Source organism: Pseudomonas sp. NBRC 111131 (genome assembly GCF_001320525.1).
GTDB lineage: Bacteria > Pseudomonadota > Gammaproteobacteria > Pseudomonadales > Pseudomonadaceae > Aquipseudomonas > Aquipseudomonas ceruminis.
The window spans coordinates 297,153-309,299 of the sequence record NZ_BCBH01000004.1 but is presented as its reverse complement, the minus strand read 5'-3'; the positions used below and the strand labels follow the sequence as shown (position 1 = coordinate 309,299).

10 protein-coding genes are annotated in these 12,147 nt (G+C 64.0%); 9 read left to right on the top strand and 1 reads right to left on the bottom strand.

From position 1 onward, the window contains the following. Window positions 1–42: 42 nt before the first annotated feature. Window positions 43–1,407, bottom strand: coding sequence for a formimidoylglutamate deiminase (locus APH34_RS06540; RefSeq protein WP_054900364.1), 1,365 nt, complete (start codon window positions 1,405–1,407; stop codon window positions 43–45). Window positions 1,408–1,552: 145 nt separating this feature from the next. Between APH34_RS06540 and hutC the strand changes: the two genes are divergently transcribed. The 9 genes from hutC to hutI all read left to right on the top strand — a co-directional run bounded on the left by hutC (window position 1,553) and on the right by hutI (window position 12,145). After that, window positions 1,553–2,263 carry a histidine utilization repressor gene (hutC, locus tag APH34_RS06535; protein WP_176512605.1) on the top strand — a complete coding sequence of 237 codons (711 nt, stop codon included), beginning with the start codon at window positions 1,553–1,555 and terminating at the stop codon, window positions 2,261–2,263. Next, entirely contained in the window at window positions 2,260–2,835 is a 576-nt protein-coding gene (locus tag APH34_RS06530; RefSeq protein ID WP_054900362.1) for a HutD family protein, read from the top strand. The genes hutC and APH34_RS06530 overlap by 4 nt, the downstream gene beginning before the upstream one ends. Window positions 2,836–3,222: 387 nt before the next feature. Continuing rightward, window positions 3,223–4,902, top strand: coding sequence for a urocanate hydratase (gene hutU / locus APH34_RS06525; protein WP_054900361.1), 1,680 nt, complete (start codon window positions 3,223–3,225; stop codon window positions 4,900–4,902). A 174-nt stretch (window positions 4,903–5,076) separates the two neighbouring features. Further along, on the top strand, window positions 5,077–6,045 hold the full coding sequence (locus APH34_RS06520; RefSeq protein ID WP_054900360.1) for an ABC transporter substrate-binding protein: 969 nt from the start codon (window positions 5,077–5,079) through the stop codon (window positions 6,043–6,045). A 26-nt stretch (window positions 6,046–6,071) separates the two neighbouring features. Then, the gene (locus tag APH34_RS06515; protein ID WP_054900359.1) at window positions 6,072–6,923 is read left to right on the top strand and encodes a proline/glycine betaine ABC transporter permease; all 852 of its coding nucleotides are present in this window, start codon (window positions 6,072–6,074) and stop codon (window positions 6,921–6,923) included. Beyond that, entirely contained in the window at window positions 6,920–7,750 is an 831-nt protein-coding gene (locus APH34_RS06510; protein WP_054900358.1) for a glycine betaine/L-proline ABC transporter ATP-binding protein, read from the top strand. Before APH34_RS06515 ends, APH34_RS06510 begins: the two co-directional genes overlap by 4 nt. 8 nt (window positions 7,751–7,758) lie before the next feature. Next, window positions 7,759–9,282, top strand: a complete 1,524-nt coding sequence (hutH, locus tag APH34_RS06505; RefSeq protein ID WP_054900357.1) for a histidine ammonia-lyase — start codon at window positions 7,759–7,761, stop codon at window positions 9,280–9,282. Between the two features lie 21 nt (window positions 9,283–9,303). Then, a complete protein-coding gene (gene hutH, locus APH34_RS06500; RefSeq protein ID WP_054900356.1) occupies window positions 9,304–10,836 on the top strand; it encodes a histidine ammonia-lyase in 1,533 nt (510 codons plus the stop codon). A gap of 103 nt (window positions 10,837–10,939) precedes the next feature. Next, window positions 10,940–12,145: an imidazolonepropionase gene (hutI, locus tag APH34_RS06495; protein ID WP_054900355.1), complete on the top strand. Its 1,206-nt coding sequence runs from the start codon at window positions 10,940–10,942 to the stop codon at window positions 12,143–12,145. Window positions 12,146–12,147 lie beyond the last annotated feature (2 nt).

The following is a 12,147-nucleotide window of genomic DNA, read 5'->3' as shown; positions in this document are numbered from 1 at the left end:
CGCGCCGGCGTGCCGGCGACAGGGCAGTGACAAAGCAATCCGTCAGCCGAGCAACTGCCGCAGCACCTGGATAAACGCCAGCCCGCTTTCCTCTTCCTGCGCATGCCGCCCCTGGCGCACTACCCACTGCCCGTTGACCATCACATCGCGCACCTGGCGATCGCCACCGGCGAACAGCCAGCGGTTGAGAATCGCATCCCCGGTCGCCATGGCGATATACGGGTCCTGCCCATCGAGCACCAGCCAATCGGCACGTTTGCCCACCGCCAGTTCACCAACCGGTTGTCCAAGCGCCTGAGCGCCGCCCACCAAGGCTGCGTCATACAACGTGCGTCCGACCATCGGCTGGTCTTCACGGTAGAGCCGGTTGCGCCGTTGGTCACGCAGACGCTGCCCGTATTCCAGCCAGCGCAGCTCCTCGACCACGCTCAGCGAAACATGGCTGTCTGAACCGATACCCATGCGCCCGCCCTGGGTCAGGTAATCCACGGCCGGGAAAATACCGTCGCCCAGGTTGGCCTCCGTGGTCAGGCACAGCCCGGCCACGGCGCCGCTGCGGGCCATGGCCGCGACCTCGTCGGGCTGCGCGTGGGTGGCATGCACCAGGCACCAGCGCGAATCTACCGGCACATGCTCATACAGCCATTGCAGAGGGCGCAGGCCGCTCCAGGCGAGGCAGTCGTCGACTTCCTTCTGCTGTTCGGCGATATGGATGTGGATCGGGCATTGTGGGTTGCCCGCTGCCAGTACCTCGGCAATCTGCCCCGGCGTGACCGCCCGCAGGGAGTGGAAGCACAGGCCCAGTTGCTGTGCCGGTTGTGCAGCCAGCAGGGGGGCAAGTTGCGCTTGCAGACTCAGGTACCGCTCGGTGGAGTTGATGAAACGGCGTTGCCCTTCGTTGGGGGCCTGGCCGCCAAAACCTGCGTGGCTGTACAGCACTGGCAGGAGTGTCAGGCCAATGCCGCTGCTGGCTGCCGCAGCGCTGATGCGGCGTGACAGCTCGGCAGGGTCGGCGTAGGGCTTGCCCGCCTGGTCATGGTGTACATAGTGGAATTCGGCCACCGAGGTGTAGCCTGCCTTGAGCATCTCGATGTACAGCTGCCGGGCAATGACTTGCAGCTGCTCGGGGCTGATCTTGCCCACCAGCCGATACATCAGCTCCCGCCAGGTCCAGAAGCTGTCATTTGGGTTGCCCGCCACTTCCGCCAGGCCTGCCATGGCGCGTTGAAACGCATGCGAATGCAGGTTGGGCATGCCAGGCAGCACGGGCCCTTGGAGGCGCTCGGCGCCCTCTGCGCTGGCACCGGCGTCAATGGCGGTCAGGTGGCCATCGGCGGCTACCTCAAAGCGGACATGGTCGGCCCAACCGCTGGGTAGCAGGGCACGTTCGGCGAAATAGGCGGGCATTTGCGCTATCCTGTTAGTGTTCAACTTGTATATACATATACAGCCGTTTGCCTGCCGGGTAAACTCCGGCAAGCTACCGCTCAATCAATTCGCACAAGGACCAAACGCCGTGCCGACACCTCCTGTCTCCGCGCTGGTAGCCCAGATGGGCGAGGGCCCGGCGCCGTTGTATGCCCGGGTCAAGCAGATGATCATCCAGCAGATCGAAAACGGCAGCTGGCCGCCACACCACCGGGTGCCTTCGGAAAGCGAACTGGTCAGCGAGCTGGGCTTCAGCCGCATGACCATCAACCGCGCATTGCGCGAGCTTACTGCCGAAGGGTTGCTGGTGCGCATGCAGGGCGTCGGTACGTTCGTGGCCGAACCCAAGACGCGTTCGGCGCTGTTCGAGGTGAATAACATTGCCGACGAGATTGCCGCCCGTGGCCATCAGCATAGTTGCAAGGTCATCACCCTCGCCGAGGAAGCGGCCGGGTCTGAACGTGCCCTGGCCCTGGATATGCGCGAAGGCCAGCGGGTGTTCCATTCGTTGATTGTGCACTACGAAAACGGCCTCCCGGTGCAGATTGAAGACCGCTATGTCAACGCACAGATCGCCCCGGACTACCTCAAGCAGGATTTCACCCGGCAAACGCCCTATGCCTACCTGTCCCAGGTGGCACCGCTGACCGAGGGTGAGCATGTGGTCGAAGCGATTCTGGCCGAGGCCGATGAGTGCCAATTGCTGCAGATCGAGGGTGGCGAACCGTGCCTGTTGATCCGCCGTCGCACCTGGTCCGGTCGCCAACCTGTTACCGCTGCGCGGTTGATTCACCCCGGTTCCCGTCATCGCCTGGAAGGACGTTTCAGCAAATGAGCCAGTTGCAGTGGTTGCGCGCCAAAGACTACCCACGCATGCCGTGGAAGAACGGCGGTGGTTTCACCGAAGAAATCACCCGTGACGCCGGCGATGGGCTGGAGGGTTTTGGCTGGCGCCTGTCGATTGCCGATATTGAAGCGTCGGGTGGCTTCTCTAGCTTTGCCGGTTACCAACGCATCATTACCGTGTTGCAGGGGGATGGCATGCGCCTGACAGTGGACGGTGAACCCAGCCGGCCGCTGCTGCCGTTCGACGCCTATGCGTTCAGTGGCGAAAGCCAGGTGAGCTGCACCTTGCTCGGTGGCGCGATCCGCGATTTCAACCTGATCTATGCGCCCGCGCGTTACCGGGCGCGGTTGCAGTGGTTCAACGGCGGTAGCCGGTTGTTCACTGCTGCCAGTAGCGTGCTGGTGTTCAGTGCCCAGGCCGAGCTGCAGGTGCGTATAGATGGCCTGGTGCAGCCGGCGCTTGGGCTGTATGACTGCTTGCAGGTGGGCGGTAACGACCGTTTGCTGGAAGTGGATGTGCTGGGCCGCTGCTGCGTCATTGAACTGTCTCAGCTTTGCTGATGGTGCTACCGGCCCGTTTGCGGTTTACCCCTGAACGGGCCGCTAAAGCCGCCATGAGAGTTACCCGGTAACGCTTCCTGATGGAGCACCCTGTTACCGAATGCCCCAAGATGGCGCAATGCTGTCCCGCCTGTCATTCGCCGCGCTAAGCGCTCCGCAATTTTTTTCCTCCTCCTCTATCCCTTGTTTTGCGTGGTCTGCAAGGCCTCCGCCTGGCGCGGGTTGCAGCCTGGATGGCGACTTGGCAATTCAATTGCATATGCTTGTATGTACAAGTAAAGCCAAGTGCGTGAAAGTGGATAGGCCGTCCCTTTCGCGCTGTAGAGACCGCACCACTGGCCCGCCGATCGCGTCGGGTTTGGATAGATCGCTCGAGGAGCACTTTTCGTGACTGACAACAAGCTGAACAAATTCCGTGACGTCGAGATCCGCGCCCCGCGTGGCAACAAGCTGACGGCCAAAAGCTGGCTGACCGAAGCGCCACTGCGCATGCTGATGAACAACCTCGACCCGCAGGTTGCCGAGAACCCAAAAGAGCTGGTGGTGTATGGCGGTATCGGCCGGGCTGCGCGCAACTGGGCCTGCTACGACAAGATCGTTGAATCGCTCACCCAGCTCAATGACGATGAAACCCTGCTGGTGCAGTCGGGCAAGCCGGTCGGCGTGTTCAAGACCCACGCCAACGCCCCGCGTGTGCTGATCGCCAACTCCAACCTGGTGCCGCACTGGGCCAACTGGGAACACTTCAACGAGCTGGACGCCAAGGGGCTGGCCATGTACGGCCAGATGACCGCCGGCAGCTGGATCTACATCGGCAGCCAGGGCATCGTCCAGGGCACCTACGAAACCTTCGTGGAGGCTGGGCGCCAGCACTACGGTGGTAGCCTGAAAGGCAAGTGGGTACTGACTGCCGGCCTCGGTGGCATGGGGGGAGCCCAGCCACTGGCCGCGACCTTGGCCGGTGCCTGCTCGCTGAACATCGAATGCCAGCAGAGCCGCATCGACTTCCGTCTTGAAACCCGTTATGTCGACGAGCAAGCCACCGACCTCGACGACGCCCTGGCGCGCATTGCCAAGTACACCGCCGAAGGCAAGGCCATCTCCATCGCCCTGCACGGCAACGCCGCCGAAATCCTCCCCGAGCTGGTCAAGCGTGGCGTGCGCCCCGACATGGTCACCGACCAGACCAGCGCCCACGACCCGCTCAACGGCTACCTGCCGGCTGGCTGGAGCTGGGAGCAGTACCGTGACCGCGCCCAGACCGAGCCGGCTGCCGTGGTCAAGGCGGCCAAGCAGTCCATGGCCGTGCACGTGCAGGCCATGCTGGACTTCCAGAAACAAGGTGTGCCGACTTTCGACTACGGCAACAACATCCGGCAGATGGCCAAGGAAGAAGGCGTGGCCAATGCCTTCGACTTCCCAGGCTTTGTCCCAGCCTACATCCGCCCGCTGTTCTGCCGCGGCATCGGCCCGTTCCGCTGGGCTGCGCTGTCGGGCAACGCCGAAGACATCTACAAGACCGACGCGAAGGTCAAGGAATTGATCCCTGACGACGCTCACCTGCACCGCTGGCTGGACATGGCCCGCGAGCGCATCAGCTTCCAGGGGCTGCCGGCACGTATCTGCTGGGTTGGCCTGGGCCTGCGTGCCAAGCTGGGCCTGGCGTTCAACGAGATGGTGCGCAGCGGTGAGCTGTCGGCACCGATCGTGATCGGCCGCGACCACCTGGACTCCGGTTCAGTGTCCAGCCCCAACCGTGAAACCGAAGCCATGCAGGACGGTTCGGATGCCGTGTCCGACTGGCCACTGCTCAACGCCCTGCTCAACACCGCCAGCGGTGCTACCTGGGTGTCCTTGCACCATGGCGGCGGCGTCGGCATGGGCTTCTCGCAGCATTCTGGCATGGTGATCGTGTGCGACGGCACCGATGAAGCGGCCGAGCGTATCGCCCGGGTGCTGACCAACGACCCGGCCACCGGGGTGATGCGTCATGCCGATGCGGGTTATCAGATTGCGATTGATTGCGCCAAAGAGCAGGGGTTGAATCTGCCGATGATTACTGGCTGATAGGCCCTGGGGCTGCGGCGCAGCCCTATCGCCGGCAAGCCGGCGCCCACAGGGTTCAACGCGGTACATGTGGGCGCTGGCTTGCCAGCGATAGGGCCGCGAAGCGCCCCCTGATCGGCCCTTTTCCTTGCAAGGACTGCCGATTTCCACTTTCAAGTTTGGGAGCGTCACGCAATGAAAACCAATAAGACCTTGCTTGCCTCGCTGTTCACCCTTGGCCTGCTCGGCTTTGCCGGCAGCAGCCAGGCGGCTGGCTGGTGCGAGTCTGGCAAACCGGTGAAGTTCGCCGGACTGAACTGGGAAAGCGGCATGCTGCTGACCGATGTGATGCAATTTGTGCTGAAGAATGGCTACGGCTGCACCACCGATAGCCTGCCCGGCAACTCCATCACCATGGAGAACGCCCTGGGCACCAATGACATTCAAGTTTTCGCCGAAGAGTGGGTCGGCCGCAGCGAGGTATGGAAGAAGGCCGAAGCCGCCGGCAAGGTGGTCGGCGTCGGCGCCCCGGTCGTGGGCGCGCAGGAGGGCTGGTACGTGCCCCGCTACGTGATCGAGGGCGATGCCAAGCGCAAGCTCGAGGCCAAGGCGCCTGAGCTCAAGAGCGTGGCAGACCTGAGCAAGTACGCCAGTGTGTTCAAAGACCAGGAAGAGCCCAGCAAGGGGCGCTTCTACAACTGCCCGGCCGGGTGGACCTGCGAGCTGGACAACACCAAGATGCTCAAGGAATACGGCCTGGAAAGCAGCTACACCAACTTCCGCCCCGGCACCGGCCCGGCGCTGGATGCTGCAGTACTGTCGAGCTACAAGCGCGGCGAACCGATCCTGTTCTACTACTGGACCCCAACCCCGCTGATGGGCCAGGTCGACCTGGTCAAGCTGCAGGAAAAAGACGGTGTGGACAAGACCGTCTCGATCAAGGTTGGCCTGTCCAGGGCCTTCCACGAGCAAGCCCCTGAACTGGTCGCGGTGCTGGAGAAGGTCAACCTGCCTATCGACCTGCTGAACCAGAACCTGGCGCGCATGACCAAGGAAAGAATCGAATCGCCGGCACTGGCCAAGCTGTTCCTCAAGGAACATCCTGAAGTCTGGCAGGCCTGGGTCAGCGAAGAGGCTGCCAAGAAAATCAACGCGGCGCTTTAAGCGTCCTCAGCTGATGAGTGGGACCTATGTTTCCTGACAACCTGACATTCTCCATCGCCGACTGGGTCAACGGTTGGGTCGATGCGCTGGTGACCAATTACGGCGATGTGTTCCGGCACATCTCCGACACCCTGTTGTGGGCTATCGTCAGCCTCGAAGGGCTGTTGCGCGCCACCCCGTGGTGGCTGATGCTCGGTGTGGTAGCGCTGATCGCCTGGCACGCGACACGACGCCTCCTGCCGACCCTGGTAATCACTGGCCTGTTGTTCCTGGTCGGCGCCGTGGGCCTGTGGGACAAACTGATGCAGACCCTGGCACTGATGCTGGTAGCCACGCTGATCTCGGTGCTGGTGGGCATCCCCCTGGGCATCCTGTCGGCGCGCAGCAACCGCCTGCGCGCGGTGCTGATGCCGTTGCTGGACATCATGCAGACGATGCCCAGCTTCGTTTATCTGATCCCGGTGCTGATGCTGTTCGGCCTGGGCAAGGTGCCGGCGATCTTCGCCACCGTGATCTATGCCGCGCCGCCGCTGATCCGCCTGACCGACCTGGGCATTCGCCAGGTAGACGGCGAGGTGATGGAGGCGATCAACGCCTTTGGCGCCAACCGCTGGCAGCAGTTGTTCGGCGTGCAACTGCCCCTGGCCCTGCCCAGCATCATGGCGGGTATCAACCAGACCACCATGATGGCCCTGTCGATGGTGGTGATCGCCTCGATGATCGGTGCCCGTGGCCTGGGCGAGGACGTGCTGGTGGGCATCCAGACCCTCAACGTCGGCCGTGGTCTCGAAGCGGGCCTGGCCATCGTTATTCTCGCGGTGGTGATCGACCGCATTACCCAGGCCTATGGCCGGCCACGCCATGAGGTGAGCAAATGAGCACGCAGCCGATCAGCAAGATCGAAGTGAAGAACGTCTTCAAGATCTTCGGCGATCGCGCCGAAGAGGCTCTGCAGCTTATCCGCAACCAGCAGGGCAAGGAGCAGGTGCTGGCGCAGACTGGCTGCGTGGTCGGGGTCAACGACTTGTCGCTGTCCATCGGCAGCGGCGAAATCTTCGTCATCATGGGCCTTTCCGGGTCGGGCAAGTCGACCCTGGTGCGCCACTTCAACCGCCTGATCGACCCCACCAGTGGGCAGATCCTGGTGGATGGCGAGGACATCCTGCAGTACGACATGGAGGCCCTGCGCGAATTCCGCCGGCGCAAGATCAGCATGGTGTTCCAGAGCTTCGGCCTGCTGCCGCACCGCAACGTGCTGGACAACGTCGCCTATGGCCTGAAGGTGCGTGGCGAGAGCAAGCAGTTGTGTGCCGAGCGTGCCCAGCAGTGGATCGAGACGGTGGGCCTCAAAGGCTACGAGAAGAAGTACCCGCACCAGCTGTCTGGCGGCATGCGCCAGCGCGTCGGCCTGGCCCGGGCGTTGGCGGCTGACACCGACATCATCCTGATGGACGAGGCCTTCAGTGCCCTGGACCCGCTGATCCGTGCCGAAATGCAGGACCAGTTGCTGGAACTGCAGAAGACCCTGCACAAAACCATCGTTTTCATCACCCATGACCTCGACGAAGCCGTGCGCATCGGCAACCGCATCGCCATCCTCAAGGACGGCCGTCTGATCCAGGTAGGCACCCCCCAACAGATCCTCCACAACCCGGCCGACGAATATGTCGACCGTTTCGTCCAGCGCCGCGCGGTCGCGGTATGAGGAGCACCATGTCACAAGCTGAAACTGTAGTCATCACTACCGCCCCACTGCGCTGGCAGGACATCGCCGCCGTGGCCCGACATGGCGCACGCCTGGAGCTGGCTGCGGCGGTGTGGGCGGGGATCGACAATGCCCAGGCGATCGTGCGCCATATCGTTGAAAGCGGTGAGCGGGCCTACGGTGTGAATACCGGCCTGGGCGCGCTGTGCAACGTGTCGTTACAGGGTGAGCAGCTCAGCCAACTGTCGCGCAACACCCTGCTCAGCCACGCCTGTGGTGTGGGCCCAGTGCTGCCTGACGAGCAAACCCGGGCCATCATCTGTGCCGCCATTGCCAACTACAGCAAAGGCAAGTCCGGTATCCAGCGCGCGGTGGTCGAAGCGCTGCTGGCCCTGCTCAACCACGGTATTACGCCGCAGGTTCCATCTCAGGGCTCCGTCGGCTACCTGACCCACATGGCCCATATCGGCGTATGCCTGCTGGGCATCGGCAAGGTCAGTTACCGAGGGCAGGTCGTCGAGGCGGCTCAGGCCCTGGCCGCCGAAGGGCTGGCACCGGTGCAGCTGGGGGCCAAGGACGGCTTGTGCCTGGTCAATGGCACGCCGTGCATGACCGGCTTGGCCAGCCTGGCCCTGGAAGACGCCAGCCGCTTGCTGCAATGGGCCGACGTGATCGGTGCCATGAGCTTCGAGGCCCAGCGTGGCCAGATCGCAGCCTTCGACCCCGAGATCATCGCGCTCAAACCGCACCCGGGCATGCAGCAGGTGGGTGAAAACCTGCGCGCCCTGCTTGCTGACAGCGAAGTGATCGCCTCCAGCAAAGGCATCCGCACTCAGGATGCATTGAGCATTCGTTCGATTCCGCAAGTGCACGGTGCCGCTCGCGACCAGTTGGCCCATGCCGTGCGGCAGATCGAGGCCGAGCTCAACGGGGTCAGCGACAACCCGATGCTGTTGGGTACCCCGGAAGATTTCCGTGTCGTGTCCCAGGCCAACCCCCACGGCCAGTCGGTGGCCATGGCTGCCGATCTGCTGGCCATCGCCATGGCCGAGATCGGCTCGATTGCCGAGCGCCGCCTGGATCGCCTGGTCAACCCGCACGTCAGTGGCCTGCCGGCGTTCCTGGTGAGTGAACCGGGGGTCAACTCCGGCATGATGATCGCCCAATACGTCGCCGCCTCGTTGTGCGCGCAGAACCGCCAGCTGGCGCAACCGGCAGTGCTCGACAACTATGTCACCTCGGGCCTGCAGGAAGACCACCTGAGCCTGGGCACCAACGCCGCGCTCAAGCTTCACCAGGTGCTGGAGAACTGCACCCAGATACTGGCGATCGAGTACCTGCTGGCAGCTCAGGCTTTCGAGTTCCTCAAGGAGCAGCGCTTCGGTGTCGGTACCGGCGCCGCCTGGCGCCTGCTCCGTGAGCAGGTACCGCCTTACCTGCAGGACCGCTGGCTGGCGCCGGACATCGCCCAGGCCGCTGCGCTGTTGAAAGCATCGCAAGGGCCGCAGCCGGTGCTGTCGACACTGCATTGAACAATCACAAGGAGTAAGCCCATGGAAGCCCTGAACCTCATTCCTGGCCGCCTGACCCTGGCCCAGCTGCGCCGCATTCACCAGGCACCGCTGCGTCTGAGCCTGGATGCCAGTGCAGGTGCGGCCATCGATGCCAGCGTTGCCGTTGTCGAGCGGATCATCGCCGAGGATCGCACCGCCTATGGGATCAACACCGGCTTCGGCCTGCTGGCCTCGACCCGTATCGCCAGCCATGACCTTGAAAACCTGCAGCGTTCACTGGTGCTGTCCCACGCCGCTGGCATCGGTGCGCCGCTGGACGACGCCATGGTGCGCTTGATCATGGTGCTCAAGATCAACAGCCTCAGCCGTGGTTTCTCCGGCATTCGCCGCAAGGTCATCGATGCGCTGATCGCCTTGGTCAATGCTGAGGTCTACCCGCATATTCCGCTCAAGGGCTCGGTCGGTGCGTCCGGCGACCTGGCGCCGCTGGCGCACATGTCGCTGGTGTTGTTGGGTGAGGGCAAGGCCCGCTACAAGGGTGAATGGCTGTCGGCCAGCGAGGCCCTGGCGGTGGCGGGCCTCGAGCCGCTGACCCTGGCCGCGAAGGAGGGCCTGGCGCTGCTCAACGGCACCCAGGCGTCCACCGCGTATGCCCTGCGCGGCCTGTTCCAGGCCGAAGACCTGTTCGCCGCGGCCATCGCCTGCGGCGGCCTGACCGTCGAGGCGGTGCTGGGGTCGCGTTCGCCGTTCGACCCGCGCATCCATGCCGCGCGTGGCCAGCTTGGGCAGATCGACACGGCCGCCTGCTTCCGCGACCTGCTGGGCGACACCAGCGAAGTATCGCTGTCGCACAAGCACTGCGGCAAGGTTCAGGACCCGTACTCGCTGCGGTGCCAGCCTCAGGTCATGGGCGCATGCCTGACCCAGCTGCGCCAGGCCGCTGACGTGCTGGCGATCGAGGCCAACGCGGTGTCGGACAACCCTCTGGTGTTCGCCGACGAAGGCGATGTGGTTTCGGGCGGTAACTTCCATGCCGAGCCCGTCGCCATGGCGGCCGACAACCTGGCCTTGGCCATCGCTGAAATCGGCGCGCTGAGCGAGCGCCGTATCTCCCTGATGATGGACAAGCACATGTCGCAGTTACCGCCGTTCCTGGTGGAAAACGGCGGGGTCAACTCCGGCTTCATGATCGCCCAGGTCACGGCGGCGGCCCTGGCCAGCGAGAACAAGGCGCTGTCGCATCCACACAGTGTCGACAGCCTGCCGACCTCGGCCAACCAGGAAGACCATGTGTCCATGGCACCCGCCGCGGGCAAGCGTCTGTGGGAGATGGCCGAGAACACCCGTGGTGTATTGGCCATCGAGTGGCTGGGCGCGTGCCAGGGCCTGGACCTGCGCGAGGGGCTGAAAACCTCGGCCAAGCTTGAGCAGGCGCGCCAGGTGCTGCGCCGCGAAGTGCCGCACTATGACCGCGACCGGTTCTTCTCCCCCGATATCGAGGTAGCCAGCGCGTTGTTGGCCGAAGGGAAACTGACAGGGTTGTTGCCCGCCGGCGTGCTGCCAAGCCTGTAATGCCGGCAGGGCCGCACCACCATCGCCCACAGGTTGTTGATTTTCGAAGTGCCCGGTGCCGTCCCCGACACCGCGGCGCCTTCGCCAGTTACGGAGACAGTGAATGAGAACCCTCTGGCAGCACTGCCATGCGGCAACCATGGCCCAGGGCAGCTACTCGATCATCGAGGATGCGGCCATCATCAGCAATGCCGGGTTGATCGAATGGGTCGGCCCACGTAGCGATGTCCCGCCGTTGGAGATCGCCCGCCGTGTCGACCTGGGCGGCGCCTGGGTGACCCCGGGGCTGATCGATTGCCACACCCATGCGGTGTTCGGTGGCAATCGCAGCGGTGAATTCGAACAGCGCCTGCAGGGCGTCAGCTATGCCGAGATCGCCGCACAAGGCGGTGGCATTGCCAGTACCGTGCGGGCCACCCGTGCAGCCAGCGAAGACGAACTCTTCGCCAGCGCTCGCCAGCGCGTTCAGGCGTTGATGCGCGATGGCGTGACCACGCTGGAGGTCAAGTCGGGCTATGGCCTGGACTTGGCCAACGAGCGCAAGATGTTGCGCGTGGCCCGGCGCCTGGCGGATGAACTGCCGCTGTCTGTTCGCACCACCTGCCTGGCCGCCCACGCGTTGCCACCGGAATATGCGGGGCGGGCAGATGACTACATTGCACACATCTGCAACGCGATGCTGCCGGCCCTGGCGGAAGAAGGGTTAGTGGATGCGGTGGATGCGTTCTGCGAGCACCTGGCATTCTCCCCGGCGCAAGTCGAGCGGGTGTTCATCAAGGCCCGCGAGCTGGGCCTGCCGGTGAAGCTGCACGCCGAGCAATTGTCGTCGCTGCATGGCTCAAGCCTGGCGGCGCGTTACCAGGCGTTGTCGGCCGACCATCTGGAGTTCATGACCGAGCAAGACGCTGTCGCCATGGCAGCGGCTGGCACCGTCGCCGTGCTGCTGCCGGGCGCGTTCTACTTTCTGCGTGAAACACAGTTGCCGCCGATGGACGCCCTGCGCCGCCATGGGGTGAAGATCGCCCTGGCCAGTGATCTCAACCCGGGAACCTCGCCAGGACTGTCGCTGCGCCTGATGCTCAACATGGGCTGCACGTTGTTCCGCATGACCCCGGAAGAAGCGCTGGCCGGTGTGACGGTGCATGCCGCCACGGCCCTGGGCCTGGGTGAGAGCCACGGCTCGCTGGAGGCCGGCAAGGTGGCGGACTTCGTCGCCTGGCAAATCGAACGCCCCGCCGACCTGGCCTATTGGCTCGGTGGCGACCTGCCCAAGCGCGTGGTGCGCCGGGGCCACGAAATTTCCAACTGAGC

Coding starts and splice junctions, on each gene's coding strand:
- APH34_RS06515 (WP_054900359.1), top strand. CDS start 6,072: ATGTTTCCTGACAACCTGACATTCTCCATCGCCGACTGGGTCAACGGT.
- APH34_RS06540 (WP_054900364.1), bottom strand. CDS start 1,407: ATGCCCGCCTATTTCGCCGAACGTGCCCTGCTACCCAGCGGTTGGGCC.
- hutI (WP_054900355.1), top strand. CDS start 10,940: ATGAGAACCCTCTGGCAGCACTGCCATGCGGCAACCATGGCCCAGGGC.
- hutH (WP_054900356.1), top strand. CDS start 9,304: ATGGAAGCCCTGAACCTCATTCCTGGCCGCCTGACCCTGGCCCAGCTG.
- hutC (WP_176512605.1), top strand. CDS start 1,553: ATGGGCGAGGGCCCGGCGCCGTTGTATGCCCGGGTCAAGCAGATGATC.
- APH34_RS06510 (WP_054900358.1), top strand. CDS start 6,920: ATGAGCACGCAGCCGATCAGCAAGATCGAAGTGAAGAACGTCTTCAAG.
- APH34_RS06520 (WP_054900360.1), top strand. CDS start 5,077: ATGAAAACCAATAAGACCTTGCTTGCCTCGCTGTTCACCCTTGGCCTG.
- hutH (WP_054900357.1), top strand. CDS start 7,759: ATGTCACAAGCTGAAACTGTAGTCATCACTACCGCCCCACTGCGCTGG.
- APH34_RS06530 (WP_054900362.1), top strand. CDS start 2,260: ATGAGCCAGTTGCAGTGGTTGCGCGCCAAAGACTACCCACGCATGCCG.